We start from the raw sequence: 21,389 nt of genomic DNA on the forward strand, positions 1-21,389 counted from the left end.
TCATCCAGCCCGCGACGCCTATGTTGCGCGAACAATGACCCGTTCTTCTGAAGAAGTAAGGATGCAGATCATGAAAAGGCACTTACTAGCTACGATCGGTCTTGTTGCGATGTCAGCACCTGCTATGGCCGCTGATCTTCCTGCGCGTGCGTACAAAGCACCACCGGTTCTCGTTGCCACCGTTTATGACTGGACCGGTTTTTATATAGGCATCAATGGCGGCTGGGGATCCAGTCGTAATTGCTGGGGTATCGTCCCATTGACCGGTGCAACGATCGCAGACGGCTGTGCCGATCGCTCGGGAGGCGTTTTTGGTGGTCAGGTTGGCTATCGTTGGCAGTCCGGCCAGTTTGTCTTCGGCCTGGAAGGTCAGGGCGACTGGGCAGATCTCACCGGCTCCAGCGTGAGTACGCTCAATCCTGTCTATTCAACCGGCGTCAAAGTGGATGCCCTCGGGCTCATTACAGGCCAGATCGGTTATGCTTGGAATGCCTCCCTCTTCTACCTGAAGGGCGGCGCTGCGACCGCAAGGAGCAGACTGGACGTATGGAATACGGCGAGCGGCATCAACGTGGCGTCGGCTAGCGCAACTCGATGGGGCGGCGTCGTTGGCGTCGGATGGGAATATGGCTTCGCACCGAACTGGTCGTTCGGTATCGAATACGATCGTCTCTTCATGGGGGATGCAAATAACTCCTTCTCCGTTCCCAATCCCATTCTCGCCGGTGCAGCCAACCGAATCGGACAAGATATCGATCTGGTTACGCTCCGTATAAATTATCGCTTTGGCGGCCCGGGTAGTGTGGTTGCCAAATACTGAACAATCGACACACGGATGCGCGGAGGGCCGGCCACACTCCGGCCCTCCATAACGTCAGCGTTAGACCGACGTATTCACGGCGGTGAGTTACCCAGTTCTTCTTTGCCACAGAGCTGTGCCCATCTTTCAGATCATAGGCTCTTGCGATTGGCCGATACGTTGGGAAGAAGGCTCGGCCCGGCTCCGGTTCGTTACTTTGGTGTGGCAGTTAGCTGCGATCCAAACATCAGCCGACGATCGTGAATCAGGTTTTCCAAACGATGCGCTGCCACGTTTAGCGCAATGACATCGCGGGCCTCTTCATCGCCCGACACTCGCTTCAGTTGTTGAGACTCAAGCACGCGGTCAATTTCGCGTTCAATTTCGTCGAGTTCAGCGTCGCTTTTGCTACTGCGGATACGCCGCCCAAGCGCATAGAGGACATCCAGTGCTTCCTCGCGGGTCAGCGGGGGCCCGGCCCACAAGAACTTCCATGATGCAGCGAGTATGGACGCGAGTGCGCCCGCAACCATCGGCACCAGGAAGATAATATTACCCCATTTGTCCAAAAAACTTACTTGTGTACCATTGTAGAACGCAGCAGCACCTGGGTGTACCGGTAGATAGGCGGAAGCTTCTGTGTCGGGCGCCGAGACCTGAGCAAGAATCGGAAATTCCGCAATGAGATCGCGCCGTGCTTTCATCAGGGATTCTGTGAGATCTGCAACGAGCTCGCTACTCAACTTCTTTTGGGCAACCAGATAGAACGAGGTGCGCAGCGTCGTGATGTCCTCAGTCGGATTGGGCGGCGAGCCTCGCAGCGTGCCTTTTGGAAGATCGAAAGACTCATACGCTCGCTCCCTCTGGGCGATAGCGGGAGCTGACTCGATAGGAATCAGCGTTGGCCCGGATTTTCCGATCTGCGGGAACAGGCTACGCAGGAGTGACAAATACTTTTCCGAAAGCGGCATCACGGTCAGGATCGCGCGCACTTCCTTGGAGTCGATCATGCGCCGCACGTCGGCCACCCCGATATTCTTGAAGACGACACCCGATCGGGTGAGGTCATACTCGTCGGTCAAGACTTTCACGAGCCGATGGTTGATGTCGCCGCCAACTACTCCGATGGCGACGCGCTTCAAACCCGTGATGTCAGCGATAGCAGAACCCGGCGGCACCACAAGCAGAAGCACCGTGTGAGTCACAACGACAACCGCTTGTGCCTGTGAGAGGTCGCCGACATCGCCCCTCACCACGGCAAGATCAACCTTGCCGGAAGAAAATACTTCGGCCGCATCGGCAGCACCTGCCGTCTCCACCATGCTGAGTCGTACCGGTGCCTTCTGCTGCGCAAGCTTACTGGCCAGTGCTGACACTAACCTGCTCGCCTCGCCATCCAACGAACCCACTGCAATGGTGAGGGTTTCAGGCCGGGTTTGCCAGTGCCAGGCGAACAAGCCAGCGCTCGCAATAAGAACGGCAGCACCTGAGACCAAGATCGTTCGCAACCAGATGGGCAGCCTAATCGCGTCCATGCTGCGTGTCTCGCGCCAAGAGATCTTCCGCTGCGGCGGAACAGAGAAATTGATAGTCTGCGAGTAGGGAACGACCAACTTTATTGGCCCGTTGACTAGGCGAGTTGATTCAGATCAAGCTTAGAGCAACCAGTATTGGATCACCCCCTTCTCGACTGGGGCTGCTCGGCTAGTCCCATGTTATATTTTACGAACGCCGCGCCGCCCGCCGAAACTAATCTGGCAGATTGCGATCAGACGCAGTCTCGCGGTCTTGAGAAAACAATTCACGAGTTGCGGACTTGCTCGATCGCAACGACGTTATCGAGGCCGTCGATCGCTTGCAGGAGAGCGCGGGCCTGCGCCTAGCCGAGTGGCCGCCCAATTATAGGGTTTGAGGTGCCCTGATGCGCGACATCGAGATTGTTACCAAGGCGATGGAAGCCGCTCAACTCATCCTGCGAGATTATGCTCAGCTTGGACCGCGTGAAAAGCACGCCGTTCTGCAGCGTATGCTTGAGATAATGGAACACGAGCATGTCGTCGCGGCTCAGGCGAGGCTTCTGAAAGGCTACGGCCGGCTGAAGGCCGTTAGTTGACACTTGATGAGCTGCCCTCGCGTTACTCTCGACTAGAAAGCTCTGCGTCTAGCATCGGCGCGCTCGATAAATTCGCCAGCAGAGCCGACCTTACTTTAAGAAAACGAGAGCTAAAACTATTGCGACTGGGACTAGCCCCCCCACGATGACGAAGGCAGTATGAAGGTGTTCTTTTGACATGGTGGTCCCGCCAGCTGAGACAGCATTTTATATGCCTGCCCACCGGGGAAGTCCTGTGCACTTTGTGCCAAAAATGAATCAGGCCATGCTGCTTTCAAACCGGGCCACTAGGGGTTAACAGCCGGTACCAAATCTTACGGACCTCGCCATAATAGGAACGAGGCTAATGTCAGGGGCTATCGACGCACGCCTACGCGATTAACGCCGCCATTTAAATTGCCGCCGGCGTTATGACGGACTGCAGCGCGCGCCACCGGACGAGGCCTGAGCGCGACGCCGGCCCTCGCAACGCAGCTCGGCGGATAGCCAACGTACTGACAATACACGACCGCGGTGGCCGGCGCCGGACTAAGAGCGACACCAGCAAGCCCTAAAAAGGCACTGGCAGCAAACCCGGTAACGGTTGCAGACTTGATCGAAAGACCCTGCATGTCAGACTCCTCTTCGTGCTTGCGGACTGAAAGATGGCCGGAGCCGCCTTAGACGCGGCCGAGACCAACATGAGCGCGAAAGGATCAATTCCGTTGACCCACATCAACGGAATGTCTCCAAGCGACAAGCCGAGGGCCGTACGTCACCCTCGTCCCCTACCGGCCCGTTTCCAGCCTCAGAGGGTTATATTGAGAACGGCATTGGCTATGAATTATGTCGACTCCCGTACATGGGCTGGATTACGTTATGACCATCGCCGGCCATTCCTGGGCTCTTCCGGTGCCTGAGAGTGACGCTCCCGCCGCTAAGGGGGCCATGCCATGACAAAAGAGCACGTTTATAGCGCGTTCGTTATCCGCCATAAGCGGAACTAAATCCAGAGATTTAGCGGGTTCGCAATCAGCGACCCGATACGACAAACTCGCAGCTACCTATCTGGCGTTCATCAAACTCGCATCAGTCCGGATTTGGATGCGTGCTAATGAGTCCGCACCCTAGCCTTCATCAATCTGGGAGAAGTCGCGTGTTGCTCTGTACTAACGAGTCTACGCCCTAGACACATCGTCGCAGCTCATTTGCAGCAGGAGCAAAAGCTCCTGACTATGTCAACTATCAGGGCCTTCATTTCAACTGTCGGTCATCACCGCCAACGCGCAACACGCCGACGCATCGCGCTCCGCACGAACGATGGAATTTTCGTTCGCGAAATAAAATATAAAGCGCTGGCATTCGCTCACGCAGAGCGCGAAAGTTCACAGCTGAAAAACTACAAGAGAATCACAGGTAAGACTTGATGAACTCTCTCGAACAGGCATCGTTACTTCGAACCGACGCTCGCATTATCGCTGAAGATGAAACGCACGCAGTGGTGGCACTACGCACCAACAAAAAATGGATCGGTCGAAATCTACCGTTCTTAGCGGCGATCGCTGATCTAAGCACCGTACTTAGACAGAAAACGAAGCTCTGAGATGTAACGAAAAAGCCCGCGACCAACCTACCGGTCGCGGGCTCTATGTAAGCAACGACATCAATCCGAGACACTCGAACCGCTTAAAGTTTTTGTCAAAGCGACTACACTTTCGCGGTCGGACCACCCTTGGCATTTTGGGGCTTCGCAGGTCGTAACATTTTGCGTTACAACCTGATCAAGTCCATTTAAGTCTAGTCCAATGGACGCCGCCCCGTACTAGGGAAGTGCTGCTGACCTTTGTTAGGTTCGCTGAGACTCTGCGCAGAAGGAGCCCAAGATGCCCTGCGACACCAAGGAGAGAGACGGACACGAAGCGCCATTAAACACGAGCAGAGACCGTCCCACGCGCCGAGGCATCTTGCTTGGCTCGTCGGCCCTGGTGGCAACTGCGGCGATGACCTCCGGCGCATTGGCTCAAGCGCCAAAGGCGCAGCCGACAGCGCCGGTTTCATCGAGCAGCCGCAAGCCGAATATCCTCATGATCATGGCTGACGACATCGGTTGGTTCAACGTGAGCGCCTATAACCTGGGCGTCATGGGCTACCGCACGCCCAACATCGATCGCATCGCGAAGGAAGGTGCGCTGTTTACCGATTGGTATGGCGAGCAGAGTTGCACGGCGGGCCGCGCTGCCTTCATCACTGGGCAATCCCCTATCAGGACGGGCCTGACCAAGGTGGGCCTGCCCGGCGCGGACATCGGATTGCATGCCGAAGACATGAGCGTCGCGGAAGCTTTGAAGCCCCTCGGCTACGCCACGGGGCAATTTGGCAAGAACCATCTTGGCGACCGCAACGAATATCTGCCCACCGTGCACGGCTTCGACGAATTCTTTGGCAACCTGTACCATCTGAACGCCGAGGAAGAACCACAAAATCCGGATTACCCCAAGGACGCTAAGTTTCGGGCCAGGTTCGGGCCGCGCGGCGTGCTCAAATGCAAGGCCAGTGAGAGCGACGATGCGACCATCGATCCTGCCTATGGGCGGGTCGGCAAGCAGGTGATCGAGAACACCGGCCCTCTCGACACCAAGCGGATGGAGACGGTCGATGAGGAGTTTATCGGCGCGGCCATGGATTTTATCGATCGTAAGCATAAGGCGAACGCGCCTTGGTTCTGCTATTTCAACCCGACCCGTATGCATGTGTGGACGCATCTGAAGCCTGCTTCAGACGGAAAGACGGGCCTCGGAGTCTACCCGGACGGTATGGTTGAACTGGACGGCTTGGTCGGCCAGTTGTTAAAGAAACTCGACGACCTCGGCGTGGCCGACAACACCATCGTCCTCTTCACCAGTGACAACGGCGCCGAGGTCATGTCCTGGCCGGACGGCGGCACAACGCCATTTCGCGGCGAGAAGGCAACCAATTGGGAAGGAGCCTTTCGCGTGCCGATGGTGATCCGCTGGCCTGGCACGATCAAGGCTGGCAGCGTCTACAATGAGATGTGCTCCCATTACGATTTGATTCCGACCTTTGCTGCGGCCGGCGGCGATCCGGATATTGTCGGCAAATGCATGCGAGGCGCGCAGCTCGGCAACAAGACCTTCAAGGTCCATCTCGATGGTTTTAATCTTGCCCCCTTTTTCAAGGGTGAGGCGAAGGAACCGCCGCGCAAGGAGTTCGTCTACTGGAACGATGACGGCCAGCTGGTTGCGATCCGAGTGCTCGACTGGAAGTCGGTATTCCTGGAGCAAAACAACAAGGGCATCGGCGTGTGGTCCGGGCAATTCACCGAATTGCGTATTCCAAAGCTTTTCAACTTACGCTCCGACCCTTTCGAGCGCGGCGACGAGTCGATCCTTTACAACAAATGGATGGCGGAGCGCGCATTCGTCCAGGTGCCGATGCAGGCGCTCGCCACACAATGGCTGGAAAGTTTCAAGGAGTATCCGGTGCGTCAGAAGCCGGCGAGCTTCAACTTAGACTCGGTGATCGCGAAACTGGAGAAGACCGGCGCGAGTGCCAACTGACACCCAACCAATCTCAGGAGCAATTGAATGCATAGGCTGATGCTTGCTGCTGTTATATGCCTTGCCTCTTCTGCCGCGACGGCAGAGGAGGACTCGAAAGTCGCGATTAAGAAATGGCGGATCTGTGCTGACGCCACAGCCACGCGATTCGCCAAGAGCACCGAGAGCGCTCAGGTGGTCTCACGCTTGGCCATATTGTCTTGCCGTGCAGAGAAACAAGCAGCTTGGCAAGCGCTGTCACAGGAAAACGGCGCCCACTTTGCGGACGATTGGGTTGAAACCGTCGAACGTCGTTACACCGATTTGCTTGCAATCGACGTCGTAGAAATGCGGCTACGAAAATGAGCTGAACGCAAGAATAACAGCCTTTTGGGCGCCGCTTCGAGTTACTCTTTGCCGGACATCCGGAAGCTAATCGCCCGGTGTCGATAGGCCTGCTCTTGCCATCCCTCCCCCTGCGGCGATGGATTCCAAACATAGATGCGGCCTCGCTCGACGCGGCTGACGATGGCCACATGTCCGCCGCGACGACCACGCGATGAGACAGCAACGGCGCCCGGCACTGGCGCGGACGCGACGCCCCAATTCAGGAACGATTTCGCGCGCGCGGACCCCGTGCCGACGATGCCCCGTTCCGCGAGTGTTGAATTGACGTTGATCGCGCAGGTGAGACGACCAGCGATATACCGCATCGGACGGGCGATGCTGCCGAGATCCATCGGCGGCAAACCCGCGAGTGTGGCTGGCTCGACGGCCCGAGATGCTCGACGCTCACGCGTCATCGTTACCCGGATCAATAATACACGTCGACCATCAGTCGTTGTCCACAGGCGGCGGGACGGCGCGGATGTGTCGCAGACCGGCGCCATAACGGTACGGCACGCGATCCGTGCGAAAATCGCCGGGCCAGGGCGATCCCGATTCCGGCGACACCTTACGGTACCGGTCGGACCATTCGCTGATCGTAAGATCTTCAGTCGGTCGCGACGCCGCGGCCAGTGCGCCAAAGACGACCTTCGCGCCGGACGGCAGCAGCGGAAACCGCAGCCGTGGATCATGGAAACTCACTGCAGTGCCGTCTCTACCGGGCGATCGTCGCCATGTTCAGCCGCCATCGCCACGCGCTTGATGGCATCGAGCTGCTTCAGCATCTCGCCGTGGAAGACATCGGTGCCCTTGCGGATAAAGTTCTTGAGCACCAAGCGCGCGATCCGTTCATCCCACCCATACTTCACCGAGGCCGAAGCGGCTTCCGTATCGATGGCCCTGTCGAACGCGCTAAGCATCAACGCGAATGCGTCGCGCGCACCTTTGTCGATTTCAGCGACCGGCGTCAGCGTGCCGATGCGCTCGGCGACGTCCATCTCGCGCCAAAGGGCGTCGGCTTGCGCCTTGCGCGCCGTTCCCTCGGATTGCGACCCCCTGAAGCGAGTGCCCTGCTCTCGGGTTCCGCCGGGGGCGGCATCTTCGGCGACAGCCGAACTGCGGATGCGCACGTTCTCGGAGCGATGCATCTGCAGCGCGCCGAACTCAACAAGGTTCGACTTGCCCTGACGCTGCACCGGCAGTGCTTCCGAATGCTGCTTCAGGTATCGGGACAGCGACGACCGATCAATGGCGTCGCCGGCCTTGGACAGACGCGCCGCCGCATCCGTGATTGAGATCCATTCGTCGTCGGCCATCGCGTGCTGGTCCGTGCATCCTCACGTGCGAAACACGCGTTTGCGTGTACCGCTTTTCAATTGATCTACTGCTCAGATTTCAGGGGCTGCGACCCCGTGTAAGGCGAAAAACCTGGTTTACGGTCCCTAGACCGGGGGGGCGCTGCGGACCAATAGGTCGACCATGCGGACATGGTCGCCGATCTTGTAGCCACTCACCATCACTCTGAGTCCCCTCGTCTGCTGTCCAGGTGCCGTCACGCCGCGGCGGCCAAGGCGCGGGCACGCGCAAGACCTGTTTCCACTTGCGGAATGCGAAATTCGGACTGATCGCGGGGATGTCATGGCGCAACGGATCATGCGGCTCGGTCCAGACACGCTGCCCCTTGACCTCATCGCCGCCGAACACTTGCTGCAACCAGCCGCTCCACGCGGCGAACTGCGCCGATCCCTGCTCGACCTCGATCCATTCGCTCGCCCGCTGCCCTTGGAACGCAGCCAGCGCGACGAGGTCCGCCCGATGAGCCATCTGTGTCCAGAAGCCCGCGCCGCGTTCGGGGTCGATCGGAAATCTGCCCCGGCGATCCGCCATCACGCCGGCTACTTCCATGCCGACCAGTTCGTCACCGCACAGCCATCGTCGTACTGGCGGCGCCTGCGACTCGACGATCTTGGCAGTCGGGAATTCATCGAAACCGCGCCGCCGAATCCACAAATGGAAATTCTCGCGGTGCTTGGTGCGTTGGCTTTTTTCGAGCGCGGTCTGATACGGAAAGATCGCTGCCCGGCAGAGACGCTGATCGCTGGCGGCCAATCGTCGGAACTCGTGAAGGGCGAGATCTCGCCGCATGACCTCATGGCCTCGCCACGCTGCCCAGGCGGGCGCAAAGTGCTCCGGTTCGCTTTCGACCCGATCAACTTCGCTGCTCTCTCGCCCCCTGGAAGGGGGTAAGGGGGAAGATTCAGGTTCAGGTTCAGAGATTAGGCCCTTGCTACAGTGCGAGGGCTGGCCGAGTCCTGGCCGAGGGCTAACGGTCTCTGGCTCCGAATTTAGCCCTTGTTGGCAGCTAGGGCTAAATGCCGTTGCTTCTGCTGCAGTGTCATCGTCGAAATCGCCCACAGCGCGGGCTTCAATGATGGCCGTGTCTGCCTCGTATAGCAGCCGGATCAGGTCCGTCGTCCGCTTGCCTTTGCCGAGACTGTTGCGGTTGCCGTTCTCGTCAATCCACTGCCCGGTGCGCGATATAGCGCCGATCTGTTCGAGCCACGCCAGACGCTTGCGGACCGTGTCCGGCGACATCTCACAGTCTTCAGCGAGCGAGGGAATACTAACGAAGCAAACGCCCTCTACGTCGACATATAGCGTCACCATGCTCAGGATGAGCTTGGCGTGGATGTTGCCGAGTTTCAGGTTACGCGCCCACGAATGGGCCTCGTCTGCAGCGATGCGTCGCGGCCGCGGTCTGCGGTCGGGTTTTGACATTGTCGATCTCTTGATGTCGGAATTTCAAAGGCACGCGGAACGCAACGAAACGCAGATCATTCCGCGGCGGAGGGCCGGCAGCGGCTCGGCGATCACCCCGACGGACATGGTTTCGAAGGCGCCACGATAGACAGCATCAGCAAGACGCGTGAACCATTCGCCCGGCAGCGTCAGCGACTTGCGCGTCTTGCCGTTATCGATCACCTCGCGCTCGACCAGGGCACCGAGCGGTGTCGTTATTGAGCACGTCGACGATCACACGCCCGCCGGCTTGCACCCGCTGGCGCATCATGGCCATGAGCGCTTCGAAGCGGGTTGCCTGTTTCGGCGGTGCGCTGCGCCCGCGAGGACAGTTTGCAATCGATGCCGGCATCCTCAAGCTTGCTCGGGAAAACCTGTTCTTCATCGGCACAGGTTTTATCGCTCGGCCGACCACCCTTGTGCAGGCCGATAGTGTCCTTTTGCGCCTCAATGAGCTGGCCAAGCCGCCGCTCGGACCGAGACCGGATCTGTGCACAATGAATCTCGAAGTGGATAATTCTCGCCTGACGAGCGTAGCCGGCAGTGCTAGCGTTGCCGCTATCATCGCTGCACCTTCGATATCTCGGTGACCATGTCCTGAGGCCGAGACACAGAATCCGGCCAGACAGCAGCCGGCGGCCAGTTTAGATGGAACCAGCGCATCACCTCGTCATACTTTCGGGCGGTAAACGTCTTCGTATCCTTGCTCAAGTGGTCGAAGAATCGCCAGTCTCCTGCCGCGAGCCGCCCCAGGGTGGCGAAGCCAAGACTCCGCCGCTCGACGAAAGCCGAGGCGCACAGGATCAAGTTTTGCCGGAGTTGCTCTTCCATGAATCGACGAATAGTCGGAAATTTCCGATTTGTCGATAATCTTCGTCGGAAAAATCCCATTGGCGCCGCAGAATTAAAAGTCGGATAATTCCGTCATGAAGAAGGATGAGCTACGGCAAAGAGTTAAGGACAGATTGGGACAATTGCAGCTTGGCGCAGTTGAAGCGGCTGTGCGGGTGCCAGGTCTAGAGCGCAACTATATCAACGATTTAGTCAGCGGAAAAAAGGGATCTTTCAATCAGTCTAAGCTGCCGCTTGTCGCTGAGGCGCTCGACATGACGGTAGCCGAATTAATTGGCCCGACCCGTCTGATCATCAGTGAGCGTCCGGGCTCAAAGGTCACACTAGTGCCATTGATCGATTTTGTTACTGCCAGCCAACTCCGGACGCCAAGCAGCAAAATACCAACAGAAGATGTTCCGCTGCTCGCGTTCGCAGATCTGGGGCGGGGCGAGTTTTTTGCTCTGCGCGTTCAGGGCGACTCAATGGACCGCTACTCGCCCGAGGGTGCAATAATTGTGACCAATAAAGCGGACCGCACTCTCATTGGTGGAAAGTGCTACATTTTCTCGGTGAAAGGACAGACAACTTTCAAGATGTGGCAGAGCGGCGACATGCCGTATCTTGCCCCCCACTCCACAAATCCAGCGAATAAACCCACCCTCCTGCGGAAGAAAGCCGACATCGAAGTCATTGGGCGAGTGGTTCGCTCCATGATCAATTTGTAGGAAGTCGGATTTTTCCGACGAACTCGATTGACAGTCGGATTTTTCCGACTAGATTCATCTCCCTAATTAACCCATGGGAGATTTGATTTGCACAACCTGCCAACCCCTTCCACGATCAACTCTGTCTCCGCCGCGGCCCACCGTATCGGCCAGACGGACCCATGCGAGATCCGTAGGTGCATGGCTGACGATTTTTGCGAGTTGCTGGCCGGCCATGGCGCGTCACCGAGGAACACCTGCAGGTGAAGGGTTGGTCCCCAGCAGATCACCCTGCACCGCACCGAGACCCGCGAATTCCGGCACCTTGCATCGACCAAGCGAGCTTCTTGGTGTTATCCGCGTTGGCAAATGCAGCCGGCGCCGCCGTCTACCAGCGCTGGCGGAAATCCGGCCTCTCTCACGCGGAAGCGATGGAGCATCATCCGTTTTCGAGTGCTGGTTCGTGCGCGTGCGCGACCACACGCCGAAGCCCGTACACTACACGGCCGCGGCGGGTCCTGGATGCGTTCCTCGAAAGCATCGCGACGGCGAACGGCTGATGCGCGTCTTGATCGACTGCGAAACCTGTGGCGTTGTCCGTCAGGCATTCACCGCCCGCGGGCACGACGCATGGTCGTGCGATCTCCTGCCGGCTGAGGACAGAAGCAATCGACACATCGTCGGCGACATCCGCGATCTCCTGAACGACGGCTGGGATCTGCTGGCCGTCATGCATCCGCCCTGCACGCGCCTTTGCAACAGCGGCGTACGCTGGCTGCGCGAGCCGCCGACCAAGCTCAGCAGCGACGTCTATGCGCCCGACATCGTCGCGGCCTATGCGACGTGGGATCCCGAGCGCCGCCTCGCATTCATGTGGCAATGCCTCGACGAAGGCGCCGCTCTGTTCTCGGCTTGCTGGAATGCGCCGATCGAGCGGATCGCCGTCGAGAATCCGGTGATGCACGGCCATGCGAAATCGCGCATCGTCAATTTCGCGCGCGCCGCGCAGACCGTACAGCCGCACTGGTTTGGCGAGCGCGCCTTCAAGGCGACGGGGCTCTATCTCAAGAACCTGCCGCCGCTCACCAAGACCAACCCACTGACGCCGCCGCGTCCCGGCACGGCCGAGCACAAGGCATGGTCGGCCGTGCATCGCGCGTCGCCAGGCCGAAACAGGTGGAAAGTGCGCAGCCGCGCGTTCGACGGCATCGCGGACGCCATGGCCGACCAGTGGGGACGCGTCGAACAGACAGCGGTCGCACGGAACGCCGTCTGAGATGGCACGCACGGCGCCGGGCGAATTCACGGAGGAATGGCTACTCAAGGCCATCGACACCGTGTCGTTCTGCATTGTGGAAGACGGCGCGGTCTACGCACCAATTTTGGAGCGGCTCGAACACGAGTTGGAATTGGTCCGCCGCAAGGACGACGTCGTCGCTCGCGCGCGGCGGAACGTCGAGTTGCGGAACCAGCGCCTTGCCGAAGCACAGCTCTAGCGGCAGCATCACGCCACTATTTCATCGAGGGAAGAATGAAACCGCTAACTAACTAAAAGCGGCCGGAGGGTGAGCGGTGATTTCGGGTCAGCTCTGGCGCTTACTCGCCGAAATATTGCTCAAGCTCGCGCCTGAATTTCGGCAACTGAAGCTCGTATCGCGCGATGCGTGCTTCGATAAGGGACTGGAAATCGGACAATTGAGCAATGGCAGTACGAAATTCAGCCAATCCCCGATCATAGGCGGCTTTCTGTTGCAATGTTTTGTTCAGGTCTCCTCGCAACGCCACTTGGGCCACCCACGAACTAGTTCCCATCGCGCGCAGAATGTCTGCAAAGTAACGTCGATGACGATCATCGACCCGTGGGAGTTTGCTGCGGATCAAATCGATTGGCGCCGTGAAACCATCGTCACGATATCCTTGGTCCGTAAGTATTTTTATCACAAGGTCGGGCTCATTGCCGACAAGTTCAAGAAGGTAGTTCAGATTTTCAAGCGCCGCAGCGAGATCTTGAAGACCAGGAAGGTCACGCTCAATACGATCCTCCTCGCGGCTTATCATAGAAGCACGCATCTGCCTTTTGATTCCTTGCCAACCAAAATAGATGGCTATCGCGGCTACGAACGCCGTCACCAGATTTCCGATAAGTCCGCCTGCAAAGCCGAGCCAATCTGTGCGCGGGCCGCCGTTTACCCAGCCAATCAGAGCAACTATCCAAATAGGCAAGGTAAAGAAGGAAACTGTGCTGCCGGCTGCAAAGGCGAGCAACGCGATCCCGCCCGTGGTCAGTCCACGTTTCATGCGATCATCCAAGTGTCAGTTGCTCGGGGAGGTCGATGGCGGCTCTAGACCTCAGAGGCCCATCGCGCGATGCGGCGCTTTTCGACATCGAACTCCGTGATGCCGGTCCAATCGATCTTGGGATACTGGCGGCAAAGTTCGGTCGTCGCACTGTCGTAGCGCGACAGAGCATCGAGTGGCATGACGTCGACCGCCGATCGCCAGTTTGTGCCATCGACGCGGCGCGGTTCACGCTCGGTGATCGAAATTGCGCAGCCCTGCGGAGGCTGCACATAGCGAACGAGATCTTCAATGAATTCCTGAGCGCCCTTCAATGGCATGTCACGGCTCCGTTTGCGCTGCGTCGACGTGTTGCCGCGCGGGATTTCAAGGTCTGGTTGTCTTAACATGACCGACGAAAGCCGACAATCGCGGTCGAAATCCGTGTCGCATGCGACAGGCCAAAGCGTGGACGAGCGGCTGAAGATAATTTCGGCCTCACCGCGGCGGGTCTCGATGATGGCGACAACGAGTGCCCTTAACGTCGCAACTGATTTGCGTTTGTAACACGCCTTTGTAGCGAGGCTGCGGCTTCTAGTATCATCAATACCGGAAAGACTGGATAGCCGTGGGATCATTCTCCATCAGCTGCCAGTTGAAGTCGTACCTGTCGTCTGAGGGCCAATCGTCGGGAAACCTAACAAGAAAATAGCCGCCCATCGCGAAGCCAAAGCCATCGGTGGGTTCATCACCCGCGCTTAAGACTGCTGGGCTTCCGTCCTCATCTAAAAACTGAGCGGATAGCAAAACTACGAGGGCACAGGCGGCGCTAATAAGGTTGTCGAAGCTTGCATGGCTAAAATTATGATGCCTTGAGTGCTTGACGCTATTGTACGCTTGGTACCAAGGCAGCTGCCCGCCCCCAACCCAAGTCGCAAATGGCTGTCTACGACTTGCAGATCCTTCCCAGACCGGCAGCTTAATCTCGTACGAAGATAAGCGATGTGAAGTATTGATTTTTGCGTAGTCGGCCATCGTCCAATAACCTTGCCGCGCAGCGTAACCGTTCTCAGACAGTATAGCTTTGCAGTTCGATTCCACCTCGAAACAACACCGTGCGTGAAGCTCAAGAATGCGATGAGAGTAACAGGGAAGATTGGTATCCGACGGCTCAACGTAATCGAATAACTGAAGGAGGTCCTTTTGAATTATCTGGAATGCTCGCACATAGTGCATCATACCTGACGCAAATTGCGGATGCCTCACATAGCGCCCGTTTCCGCTTCGTTGATAGCTGCCGTCCGCTAGCTGCCGTACGGTTCGTTTGAAGGGCCTATTTACTGGCATCTCGCAGCTCCGCCGCCTGAATCCCTTTAGTTAAGCCGTCAGAGTCATCGACCCCAATAGTGGGAGCGCCGTGGAAAAGAGGTAGCGCTGTTTGCATGAGGCTCTGCCAAGCCGCCGTGCATTCTGAAGCAAACACCTCGATTTCATTCAATGTGACACACCGGAAGTTGTCATAGGAGCTGTTAGACCACTCTTGTATTCCAACTGCAGCCTCCTCAGCCGAACTGACGCGCCCCCACATGGAGTGAAAAAAGGCCTTACGCGCGGAGTATAGTAGTTCGGCTCTATTCAAATCGTCCATCAGCGACTGGTCGGCACACCGTTTCCCTGCGACCGCCCTCAATTGCTGAAATATATTCTTGACTTTGAAGCCATTCGGACCCCGCAGGTCCGCTACAGCATCAAACCAGATCGGGCCCTGGATAGACGCAGCCAGAGTACAGACTGTTGCTTCGAGCTGCGACCACCGATACAGCGCGCGGCCAATTGCTGCATAGTATTCTCTGGGAAGCTCTGCGCCATCAGAGCTGAAATGTGTAAAAGTGGGCGCCACGTTGTCAGGCATATGTCTGCTATCACTGTCTCAGCCGACAGCACCATCCGCCAATCGCCCGCCGAGAGCAACAGCGATCACTTAGGGCGAAACACATGCGGCTGAATGACTTGGTCCGCCCAAGCACAGGTGTCACCGCCACAGTACTTTCGCAGGACTCCCGGTTCGGGGTAGGTCACCCGCCAATTGAACTTGTGGGACGAGGGGGATCGGCCACGGTCGTTCAGAAAGCCCCTTACAATCGTCAATGGGGCGTTATCTTCAAATTTCATGACTAAAGCCTGGAGGAGATACCTCAATGAATTCTCGGATAGGCGATGTTGCGGGACGTGAATATGGTAAGCTCGACTCACGCTACCTTGAGCGTACTGCTCTACAACGAGACAAATTTCCTTCGGCTGCAGCTCGTCGCAAAGCTTATAATGCTCGTACATTATCGGCTCCAAAAATTGCTCCAATCACACCACCATCACGCGACTTCTGATCATGATCAAGGATAACCTCGATCCCATTGCTGGAGACCAATTGCTCCTAATCGGGCGTCCTTCAATACCTGCTAGCCTCTAGCGGGCCATGCATGGCTTGCAACGAAAGAGACGAGGGATAACCAATTCAGCGGCATAGACGACTCTCCGAAGCGCGATATACAGATTGTATCGGCATTCGAGCACCATCTCATGGTTACATCGATTCAAGAGGGCTTCGAGGGATTACGCTCAAGCCTGGAAATCACTGGCCTTCAAAGCACCCTCGTTTCTGTTCGGCAGCAGAACGTGCGCAAGGTCATTCAAGCTTCTATGGAGGTGCTGGAGGATTTCCAGACTGGCTCCTACGCTCGCTCCACCATGATCGCCCCGTTGAAAGAGGCGGACATCGATATCCTCATTATCTTCGACGTGAAGTATTACGCGATGGGCCCAGCGGGTTTGCTCGACGCCACCAAGCGCGCATTGAAGAAGACCTATACCAGCACGCCGGATATCAGCAGGAATGGCCAGGCTGTCACCATCCGTTTCACTGATTTCGTTGTCGATGTCGTCGCCGGCTTCTACCGAACGACCGGCGGCTACCTTATCGCAAACTCCATCACCAACTCGTGGCTTGAGACTGATCCCAAGGCCCACGTCAAGATTATGAGCGACGCCAACAAAGCGCACAGCGGGAAATTGGTGCCACTCATTAAAATGCTCAAGGGCTGGAATAAGAGCCATGGGTCGTTCTTCCGCTCATTCCATATCGAAGTCCTCGCCCTGGAGATTTTGAACAACGTCCGCATCACGGACTACCCATCAGGCGTTCGTTTTTTCTTCGATAAAGCGCGCAGCATCGTTAAAGGCAAGAACCTCGATCCCGCGGGATACGGCGACGACATCGGAAGTTACATCAACACCCCCGCAAAGGTTGAAGAGGCTGTCCGTCGTATGCAGACAGCCCACGACATCTGCCTACGGGCGGAGCAGTTTGCGATAAGAGGTCAAATCCGCGATTCCGTGGATGCCTGGCGAAGGTTGTTCTCGGACTATTTCCCCGCATATGGCTGACATCACAACGGGCGAGAAGCCCGCCTCCCAATCGCGAGCTAAAATCATCGTCGAGGCTCAGCGCCTTGAGGAGAGCACGCTTCATTCTTTGAAGGGCCACCATGAGGCGTGCAGTGGCTGGTCCAGGAGGCATCTTTATCTTGGCCTGCCTATCGTCATCATCTCCGCCATCGTCGGCGCGGCCGCATTCTCACAAGCAGCCAAAACCGAACCATGGATAGGTGTGGTTGCCGGTCTCTTTTCCATCGCCATCGCTGTCTTATCCGGCATCAGCACGTTCCTAAATCCCAATGAAAAACAGAGCGCTCACCTCATCGCGGCACACGCTTTCGACAAGCTCAACAATGACACCCGGATTTTCTGGTCTATCGAGGCCTGGCAGGAAGAGTCCGAAGAGGTGATAACCTCGCAGCTCCGCGAGTTAGTCGAGCGAAAGAACGAACTCAACAGCAAAAGCCCGCAGATTCCGAAGTGGGCATACAAGCGGGCGAAGAAGGGCATTGACGAGGGCCAGGCGGACTTCAAGGTCGATAAACCCGCTGAGCCAAACCAATTGCCAGCAAGCAGTCCCGAGCAGGCACCTGTGCGTCGCCTGAATTTGGCGAAGCGGTTTCCGAGGAAGCCTGACTGAGATAAGGGGCAGTAATCGCGCGGCGGAATATTGAGTTGCGTATGCACGTTGCTTCTATGCCACTGCGCGCACGCGCTGTGGTGTCAGCTCCGACGCCGTCAAGTCATGCGCGATCTAGCTTGCATCCTGAGCAACTATCGACCTGTCAGGGGCATCGCGACGCGGTCCCTCGCGATGAGCGCGGCGCACCACGAACAGGTTCGAGCGCGGCCGGAACGTTGTTATTCAACCAGACTTCCAGCGCGTAAATGTATCGAACGGCTCGATCAGCTTGCCGATGAGAGCCGCGGGCAACCATCCGATCAAGGTAATCACTTGCCAAGCGCGCGCTTTCGGCACGTCCGTTGAACTTCGCTGCGGTCATCCTCTATTTCCCTTGCCAAACACGGTGCTCCATTTCTTTCGTTAGTTGAGCACCTTCGGCCCAAATGAAGCGTCTTCAGATATCCTCGAACTCAACGACAATCGGGTCATCACCGCGCGCGGCCTTTCCGTTGGCCGCTGCTTCAATTCTAACTCGATGTGTGGAAAGCACATCTTCGTAGGTCGCGTCTGTGATCTCGTCCAAAACCTGCAGGTTTCCGAGCACTCTGAGCGCGTTCAGCGAGATGGCACGAATAGGTCCAGTCTTGTCTTTGTGAAAGACCATCACATTGCCTTGGCGAACAGCCATTCCTCAGCCCTCGACTTCGGAAAGCCAGCGGGCGATGCGGCGGCGCTTGCCGTCCATCTCCGTAATCCCTTCCCAATCGATCGTAGGATGTTGACGGCGCATCTCGGCGACAGTGCTGTCGTAGCGGACCATGACGTCGGGCGACATATTGCCAATGCCCGCGATCCAATTGGTATCGTCTGCATTTTTTTGCTGCCGCTCGGTGACAGAGATCGCTTGGCCGCGAGCCGGGCGAACAGCCCGCACCATCTCTTCAATAAATTCCTGCGCTCCCTTAAGGGGCATGTAAAACCTCCTTTTTTTTCAATACCTCCGTAGGTAGTTTGTCACCGCGCACCCTTCAAGGGGTTGAGCTGGCGAGGCCATGCTGTCGACCGACGAAACCCGATATCTCATCGAGCACGATGGCGAATAAGCGATGACCGGCGGAAGCCGCCCCCTGACTCCGCACTATTTTTTGTACACCCGATAATGTTTGACGTCCCCGATTATTGGGTGTACGTTTATATTTATGAGCAAGCCATACGACGAAGCGAAAGATGCCATCAACATCGCCAACCACGGCATTTCGCTGGCACGCGCGACCGACATGGTGATCGCCCGCTTCATCGTTGATGACCGTTTTGAGTACGGCGAAACGCGCTATCGCGCTTGGGGCCACATCGACGGCCAGCCTTACTTCCTTGCCTTCACAATCCGTGAAGGCAAGGTGCGCCCCATCAGCCTGCGTCGCGCCCATGCAAAGGAGATGAAACGAAATGTCCGCTAGGAAGAAAACACCACCAGCCACCCACGACGACAACCCGGAATGGACGGCGGCCGACTTCGCCGCGTCGCGCCCGGCCGAAGAACTGCCGCCGGATATTCTTGCCCAATTCAAGAATAAGCCCGGTCGGCCGCGCACGGAAAATCCTAAGATACCGGTGAAGCTCCGGCTCGACGATGACGTGGTGACGGCGCTGCGAGCGACTGGCCCAGGTTGGCAGACGCGCATCAATGACATGCTGAAGTCGCGGATCAAGCGCGGTAAGATTGAGTTTGTTGCGTTCGGCGACAAGCCGAAGCCGCGCACGGCGAGCGGTGCCGCAAAGCGCAAACGCGCGTGAATGGCCGGCGGGACGGCGCCAGGCGAGTTACAGCGGGGTAACACTGATGTCGGCGCTGCATGGATTCAACGCGTTTGACTCCGGTGACAGCGCCGCTGCTCGCGAGATGGCGCCGATCTCAAGAAGAGGCGCGAGACAGCATAAGTTCAGAAATTTTTCTTTGCCTGCGAAAACTCGATTACTTGTCCGCTCTCAATATCTGTCGCACGAAGAGGCGACTTTCTTGGAGACGCTAAATGGTGGATTTCTGCTGGGGTGAAAAAGCCACGTTCCAATCCAGCGATTTCCTCGATTTCTTTCTCTGGTAAATTCAGAGCCGCCTTAATCGCGGATCGGCTCGTTCCTTCATTGACCAAGACGCCAATACCACGTCGAAGCATTCTGGGCCGCTCGATTGGCATTTCTTCAGGACTATCAAACGGCTCTTGCAGAACGCCGCGCCATCCCCGCCGGGTCAGGTTGCGATACAAGATACTTTTCTCTTGGTCATCAATCATCCCCAGATTGAATGCCCTATAGATCATCGCGCCAATTGACATTCCCCAGCGTTTTTTAAGCGCACAAAAATAGTCCAGAGTCGGAGCCAAAACCTCAGCCCGAAATGCTTCACGGGGAAACAGAAATGCTCCGGCGAAAAGGTGAGCTTGCTGTTCAATCTGCTTGTTTAGGAGAGGATCCCTTAGCTGTTGCAACGTCACATCGCGATGTAAAACGGTGTGCCCCAACTCATGAGCGACGTCATACCTCGCTCGGGCGCAGCTAATGTTATGAGTATTGATCCCGACGAAAGGCCTCTCCAGCGTAGGCGAGTAGAAATGGAATCCGTCCTGTTTGTCGGAAGTGATCTCAAGATTGACAACCGGAATGCCGGCATTTTCTAAGGCCAAACAAGCATCCTGAATGGGGATATCTCGCAGCTTCCAATGTTTCCTTACATCCTCCGCGGCACGTTCAATAGCATCCGGAGTAAGGGCCCGGAAATCTGGTAGCTTCATTCCAGGCAAATTGACGACGGGGAAATTCACGTCCCGCTCGAGAAACGAAAAGATTTCGCAAAGCCAACTCATGCGCTGTTCGGTCATCTCTCGCGCATATTTTGATTCAGCCGCCCGGGATCGCCAATGAACCACCCGCGGTTCCTCCGACCACTCCGGTTGAAAAAAGAAATCTACGGGAAAGTTAAGATGTCGCGCGATAAGATCCACACGATCGGACTGCGGCTTATCGATACCATCTTCGTATCGCGAGACAGCCGTCCCGGTAATTCCAAGCATGTCGCCAAGGGCATTCATATACAGCCCGCGTGCAAGCCTTGCTTGCCGAAGTCTTTTCCCGCGAAAAGCTTGCATTCCAACTTTCATTTAACCGTAGTCCGCTTCTGAGTTTCTCTTCTTGGACGTCACAACAACGTTGTCATCTTGCTCGGGTTCGCTCTGGATGTCGTCCTCCACCGGCAGATTCCGCCCGTTCATTGCTACCGTCTGCAGATCCAAGCGAAGGACCCACTTCGAATACGCCGCGTCTGGAACAGCCAGCATCACGGCGCCGAGCGATTTCTGTTCGCGATCGAACCTGCGACCCGACGGTCCGTGCAATAGGACCCCTAGAATAGTACCCGACCAATCCTTGATGCGATTTGGTAGATCGCCGAGTTCAAGTTCGAGCTGACGAACAAAGCCGTGAGTATCTGCGAGTTGGACCTTGTAGTCTGCGGTGGACGGATGATCCGCCAGAGTTGAGATCGGCTCCAAAATCAACACTACCCTGCCGGCCTTAACCAAAATTTTCCGCTGCCCGTTGCAGTTCAAGCGGTGGAACTCATACGGCACGCCGTGCTGTTTCGCGGCGCGGGCCAGAGATCGGACAGCACAGTCACCGCGCTGCCGACTGAACTCTTCATCCCTGTAAAAATCATCGAGAGCGGCGTCGTCCGCCAAGCGATCATAAAGAGCGCTATACTCCCAAGCTAAATCGACCGCGAAGGATTCGAGGAAATCTGGATCAATGTCCCGCAGCAATATTTGGCGGGCCTGCTCAACAAACGGCTTCACGACTCATCCTTGAGTAATTGGACCACTCAAGCCATACG

Annotated in this window: 27 protein-coding genes and 1 pseudogene; 13 read left to right on the forward strand and 15 right to left on the reverse strand. The window is 57.0% G+C overall.

From position 1 onward, the window contains the following. Window positions 1-70: 70 nt before the first annotated feature. Window positions 71-820, forward strand: coding sequence for an outer membrane protein (locus AB8A33_RS19810; RefSeq protein WP_439095987.1), 750 nt, complete (start codon window positions 71-73; stop codon window positions 818-820). Between the two features lie 191 nt (window positions 821-1,011). Here AB8A33_RS19810 and AB8A33_RS19815 read toward each other — a convergent pair whose 3' ends face one another. Continuing rightward, complete coding sequence (locus AB8A33_RS19815) at window positions 1,012-2,334, reverse strand: TAXI family TRAP transporter solute-binding subunit (protein ID WP_439094287.1); 1,323 nt, start codon at window positions 2,332-2,334, stop codon at window positions 1,012-1,014. A 386-nt stretch (window positions 2,335-2,720) separates the two neighbouring features. Between AB8A33_RS19815 and AB8A33_RS19820 the strand changes: the two genes are divergently transcribed. After that, the gene (locus tag AB8A33_RS19820; RefSeq protein ID WP_439094288.1) at window positions 2,721-2,912 is read left to right on the forward strand and encodes a hypothetical protein; all 192 of its coding nucleotides are present in this window, start codon (window positions 2,721-2,723) and stop codon (window positions 2,910-2,912) included. A gap of 356 nt (window positions 2,913-3,268) precedes the next feature. Here the strand turns inward: AB8A33_RS19820 and AB8A33_RS19825 are convergent, their stop codons facing one another. Then, window positions 3,269-3,523, reverse strand: a complete 255-nt coding sequence (locus AB8A33_RS19825; protein ID WP_439079673.1) for a hypothetical protein — start codon at window positions 3,521-3,523, stop codon at window positions 3,269-3,271. A gap of 403 nt (window positions 3,524-3,926) precedes the next feature. Here AB8A33_RS19825 and AB8A33_RS19830 point away from each other — a divergent pair. The 3 genes and pseudogenes from AB8A33_RS19830 to AB8A33_RS19840 all read left to right on the forward strand — a co-directional run. Further along, window positions 3,927-4,022 (forward strand): annotated as a pseudogene (locus AB8A33_RS19830) (IS5/IS1182 family transposase); the annotation flags it as partial. Window positions 4,023-4,774: 752 nt separating this feature from the next. Next, the gene (locus AB8A33_RS19835; protein ID WP_439094289.1) at window positions 4,775-6,469 is read left to right on the forward strand and encodes an arylsulfatase; all 1,695 of its coding nucleotides are present in this window, start codon (window positions 4,775-4,777) and stop codon (window positions 6,467-6,469) included. 27 nt (window positions 6,470-6,496) lie between these two features. Continuing rightward, on the forward strand, window positions 6,497-6,814 hold the full coding sequence (locus AB8A33_RS19840; RefSeq protein ID WP_439094290.1) for a hypothetical protein: 318 nt from the start codon (window positions 6,497-6,499) through the stop codon (window positions 6,812-6,814). 41 nt (window positions 6,815-6,855) lie between these two features. On the opposite strand, the gene AB8A33_RS19845 is transcribed toward AB8A33_RS19840, so the two are convergent. The 5 genes from AB8A33_RS19845 to AB8A33_RS19865 all read right to left on the reverse strand — a co-directional run bounded on the left by AB8A33_RS19845 (window position 6,856) and on the right by AB8A33_RS19865 (window position 9,817). Further along, window positions 6,856-7,188, reverse strand: coding sequence for a CHAP domain-containing protein (locus AB8A33_RS19845; RefSeq protein ID WP_439094291.1), 333 nt, complete (start codon window positions 7,186-7,188; stop codon window positions 6,856-6,858). Between the two features lie 94 nt (window positions 7,189-7,282). Continuing rightward, entirely contained in the window at window positions 7,283-7,537 is a 255-nt protein-coding gene (locus AB8A33_RS19850; RefSeq protein WP_439094292.1) for a hypothetical protein, read from the reverse strand. Beyond that, window positions 7,534-8,151, reverse strand: coding sequence for a hypothetical protein (locus tag AB8A33_RS19855; protein ID WP_439094293.1), 618 nt, complete (start codon window positions 8,149-8,151; stop codon window positions 7,534-7,536). The genes AB8A33_RS19850 and AB8A33_RS19855 overlap by 4 nt, the downstream gene beginning before the upstream one ends. Window positions 8,152-8,230: 79 nt before the next feature. Then, the gene (locus AB8A33_RS19860) at window positions 8,231-9,613 is read right to left on the reverse strand and encodes a helix-turn-helix domain-containing protein (RefSeq protein WP_439094294.1); all 1,383 of its coding nucleotides are present in this window, start codon (window positions 9,611-9,613) and stop codon (window positions 8,231-8,233) included. A 24-nt stretch (window positions 9,614-9,637) separates the two neighbouring features. Then, window positions 9,638-9,817, reverse strand: a complete 180-nt coding sequence (locus AB8A33_RS19865; protein ID WP_439094295.1) for a hypothetical protein — start codon at window positions 9,815-9,817, stop codon at window positions 9,638-9,640. Between the two features lie 92 nt (window positions 9,818-9,909). On the opposite strand from AB8A33_RS19865, the gene AB8A33_RS19870 reads away from it, so the two are divergent. The 4 genes from AB8A33_RS19870 (at window position 9,910) to AB8A33_RS19885 (ending at window position 12,668) form a co-directional block, all read left to right on the forward strand. Then, window positions 9,910-10,224: a hypothetical protein gene (locus tag AB8A33_RS19870; RefSeq protein WP_439094296.1), complete on the forward strand. Its 315-nt coding sequence runs from the start codon at window positions 9,910-9,912 to the stop codon at window positions 10,222-10,224. Between the two features lie 336 nt (window positions 10,225-10,560). Continuing rightward, window positions 10,561-11,193, forward strand: coding sequence for a S24 family peptidase (locus tag AB8A33_RS19875; protein ID WP_439094297.1), 633 nt, complete (start codon window positions 10,561-10,563; stop codon window positions 11,191-11,193). A gap of 538 nt (window positions 11,194-11,731) precedes the next feature. Next, window positions 11,732-12,448 (forward strand): hypothetical protein, encoded by a 717-nt coding sequence (locus tag AB8A33_RS19880; protein WP_439094298.1) that lies wholly within the window; start codon window positions 11,732-11,734, stop codon window positions 12,446-12,448. A gap of 1 nt (window position 12,449) precedes the next feature. After that, window positions 12,450-12,668 (forward strand): hypothetical protein, encoded by a 219-nt coding sequence (locus tag AB8A33_RS19885; RefSeq protein WP_439094299.1) that lies wholly within the window; start codon window positions 12,450-12,452, stop codon window positions 12,666-12,668. Window positions 12,669-12,768: 100 nt separating this feature from the next. On the opposite strand, the gene AB8A33_RS19890 is transcribed toward AB8A33_RS19885, so the two are convergent. From AB8A33_RS19890 to AB8A33_RS19905, 4 genes are all read right to left on the reverse strand, one after another. Next, window positions 12,769-13,470 carry a hypothetical protein gene (locus AB8A33_RS19890; RefSeq protein WP_439094300.1) on the reverse strand — a complete coding sequence of 234 codons (702 nt, stop codon included), beginning with the start codon at window positions 13,468-13,470 and terminating at the stop codon, window positions 12,769-12,771. Between the two features lie 44 nt (window positions 13,471-13,514). Then, window positions 13,515-13,790, reverse strand: a complete 276-nt coding sequence (locus tag AB8A33_RS19895) for a hypothetical protein (RefSeq protein ID WP_439094301.1) — start codon at window positions 13,788-13,790, stop codon at window positions 13,515-13,517. 262 nt (window positions 13,791-14,052) lie between these two features. Beyond that, window positions 14,053-14,484 carry a hypothetical protein gene (locus tag AB8A33_RS19900; RefSeq protein ID WP_439094302.1) on the reverse strand — a complete coding sequence of 144 codons (432 nt, stop codon included), beginning with the start codon at window positions 14,482-14,484 and terminating at the stop codon, window positions 14,053-14,055. Window positions 14,485-14,782: 298 nt separating this feature from the next. Beyond that, window positions 14,783-15,361 carry a hypothetical protein gene (locus AB8A33_RS19905; protein WP_439094303.1) on the reverse strand — a complete coding sequence of 193 codons (579 nt, stop codon included), beginning with the start codon at window positions 15,359-15,361 and terminating at the stop codon, window positions 14,783-14,785. 665 nt (window positions 15,362-16,026) lie between these two features. Between AB8A33_RS19905 and AB8A33_RS19910 the strand changes: the two genes are divergently transcribed. Together AB8A33_RS19910 and AB8A33_RS19915 are read left to right on the forward strand one after the other, a co-directional pair. Further along, window positions 16,027-16,890: a CBASS oligonucleotide cyclase gene (locus tag AB8A33_RS19910; RefSeq protein ID WP_439094304.1), complete on the forward strand. Its 864-nt coding sequence runs from the start codon at window positions 16,027-16,029 to the stop codon at window positions 16,888-16,890. After that, window positions 16,883-17,521, forward strand: coding sequence for an SLATT domain-containing protein (locus AB8A33_RS19915; protein WP_439094305.1), 639 nt, complete (start codon window positions 16,883-16,885; stop codon window positions 17,519-17,521). Before AB8A33_RS19910 ends, AB8A33_RS19915 begins: the two co-directional genes overlap by 8 nt. A 439-nt stretch (window positions 17,522-17,960) precedes the next feature. On the opposite strand, the gene AB8A33_RS19920 is transcribed toward AB8A33_RS19915, so the two are convergent. Further along, entirely contained in the window at window positions 17,961-18,194 is a 234-nt protein-coding gene (locus tag AB8A33_RS19920) for a hypothetical protein (RefSeq protein WP_439094306.1), read from the reverse strand. A gap of 3 nt (window positions 18,195-18,197) precedes the next feature. Continuing rightward, a complete protein-coding gene (locus tag AB8A33_RS19925; protein ID WP_439094307.1) occupies window positions 18,198-18,479 on the reverse strand; it encodes a hypothetical protein in 282 nt (93 codons plus the stop codon). Between the two features lie 226 nt (window positions 18,480-18,705). On the opposite strand from AB8A33_RS19925, the gene AB8A33_RS19930 reads away from it, so the two are divergent. Then, window positions 18,706-18,963, forward strand: coding sequence for a BrnT family toxin (locus tag AB8A33_RS19930; protein ID WP_439094308.1), 258 nt, complete (start codon window positions 18,706-18,708; stop codon window positions 18,961-18,963). Next, window positions 18,953-19,300, forward strand: a complete 348-nt coding sequence (locus tag AB8A33_RS19935) for a BrnA antitoxin family protein (RefSeq protein WP_439094309.1) — start codon at window positions 18,953-18,955, stop codon at window positions 19,298-19,300. The genes AB8A33_RS19930 and AB8A33_RS19935 overlap by 11 nt, the downstream gene beginning before the upstream one ends. Window positions 19,301-19,446: 146 nt before the next feature. On the opposite strand, the gene AB8A33_RS19940 is transcribed toward AB8A33_RS19935, so the two are convergent. Together AB8A33_RS19940 and AB8A33_RS19945 are read right to left on the reverse strand one after the other, a co-directional pair. Then, the gene (locus AB8A33_RS19940; RefSeq protein ID WP_439094310.1) at window positions 19,447-20,661 is read right to left on the reverse strand and encodes a helix-turn-helix domain-containing protein; all 1,215 of its coding nucleotides are present in this window, start codon (window positions 20,659-20,661) and stop codon (window positions 19,447-19,449) included. Next, window positions 20,662-21,351, reverse strand: coding sequence for a hypothetical protein (locus AB8A33_RS19945; RefSeq protein ID WP_439094311.1), 690 nt, complete (start codon window positions 21,349-21,351; stop codon window positions 20,662-20,664). It abuts the gene before it with no gap. Window positions 21,352-21,389: the final 38 nt, after the last annotated feature.

Source organism: Tardiphaga sp. 813_E8_N1_3, assembly GCF_051811025.1.
Taxonomy (GTDB): Bacteria; Pseudomonadota; Alphaproteobacteria; order Rhizobiales; family Xanthobacteraceae; genus Tardiphaga.

Coding starts and splice junctions, on each gene's coding strand:
- AB8A33_RS19935 (WP_439094309.1), top strand. CDS start 18,953: ATGTCCGCTAGGAAGAAAACACCACCAGCCACCCACGACGACAACCCG.
- AB8A33_RS19880 (WP_439094298.1), top strand. CDS start 11,732: ATGCGCGTCTTGATCGACTGCGAAACCTGTGGCGTTGTCCGTCAGGCA.
- AB8A33_RS19885 (WP_439094299.1), top strand. CDS start 12,450: ATGGCACGCACGGCGCCGGGCGAATTCACGGAGGAATGGCTACTCAAG.
- AB8A33_RS19860 (WP_439094294.1), bottom strand. CDS start 9,613: ATGTCAAAACCCGACCGCAGACCGCGGCCGCGACGCATCGCTGCAGAC.
- AB8A33_RS19925 (WP_439094307.1), bottom strand. CDS start 18,479: ATGCCCCTTAAGGGAGCGCAGGAATTTATTGAAGAGATGGTGCGGGCT.
- AB8A33_RS19820 (WP_439094288.1), top strand. CDS start 2,721: ATGCGCGACATCGAGATTGTTACCAAGGCGATGGAAGCCGCTCAACTC.
- AB8A33_RS19900 (WP_439094302.1), bottom strand. CDS start 14,484: ATGGCCGACTACGCAAAAATCAATACTTCACATCGCTTATCTTCGTAC.
- AB8A33_RS19875 (WP_439094297.1), top strand. CDS start 10,561: ATGAAGAAGGATGAGCTACGGCAAAGAGTTAAGGACAGATTGGGACAA.
- AB8A33_RS19930 (WP_439094308.1), top strand. CDS start 18,706: ATGAGCAAGCCATACGACGAAGCGAAAGATGCCATCAACATCGCCAAC.
- AB8A33_RS19825 (WP_439079673.1), bottom strand. CDS start 3,523: ATGCAGGGTCTTTCGATCAAGTCTGCAACCGTTACCGGGTTTGCTGCC.
- AB8A33_RS19915 (WP_439094305.1), top strand. CDS start 16,883: ATGGCTGACATCACAACGGGCGAGAAGCCCGCCTCCCAATCGCGAGCT.
- AB8A33_RS19890 (WP_439094300.1), bottom strand. CDS start 13,470: ATGAAACGTGGACTGACCACGGGCGGGATCGCGTTGCTCGCCTTTGCA.
- AB8A33_RS19920 (WP_439094306.1), bottom strand. CDS start 18,194: ATGGCTGTTCGCCAAGGCAATGTGATGGTCTTTCACAAAGACAAGACT.
- AB8A33_RS19815 (WP_439094287.1), bottom strand. CDS start 2,334: ATGGACGCGATTAGGCTGCCCATCTGGTTGCGAACGATCTTGGTCTCA.
- AB8A33_RS19940 (WP_439094310.1), bottom strand. CDS start 20,661: ATGAAAGTTGGAATGCAAGCTTTTCGCGGGAAAAGACTTCGGCAAGCA.
- AB8A33_RS19845 (WP_439094291.1), bottom strand. CDS start 7,188: ATGGATCTCGGCAGCATCGCCCGTCCGATGCGGTATATCGCTGGTCGT.
- AB8A33_RS19840 (WP_439094290.1), top strand. CDS start 6,497: ATGCATAGGCTGATGCTTGCTGCTGTTATATGCCTTGCCTCTTCTGCC.
- AB8A33_RS19835 (WP_439094289.1), top strand. CDS start 4,775: ATGCCCTGCGACACCAAGGAGAGAGACGGACACGAAGCGCCATTAAAC.
- AB8A33_RS19895 (WP_439094301.1), bottom strand. CDS start 13,790: ATGCCATTGAAGGGCGCTCAGGAATTCATTGAAGATCTCGTTCGCTAT.
- AB8A33_RS19905 (WP_439094303.1), bottom strand. CDS start 15,361: ATGCCTGACAACGTGGCGCCCACTTTTACACATTTCAGCTCTGATGGC.
- AB8A33_RS19855 (WP_439094293.1), bottom strand. CDS start 8,151: ATGGCCGACGACGAATGGATCTCAATCACGGATGCGGCGGCGCGTCTG.
- AB8A33_RS19910 (WP_439094304.1), top strand. CDS start 16,027: ATGGTTACATCGATTCAAGAGGGCTTCGAGGGATTACGCTCAAGCCTG.
- AB8A33_RS19870 (WP_439094296.1), top strand. CDS start 9,910: ATGAGCGCTTCGAAGCGGGTTGCCTGTTTCGGCGGTGCGCTGCGCCCG.
- AB8A33_RS19810 (WP_439095987.1), top strand. CDS start 71: ATGAAAAGGCACTTACTAGCTACGATCGGTCTTGTTGCGATGTCAGCA.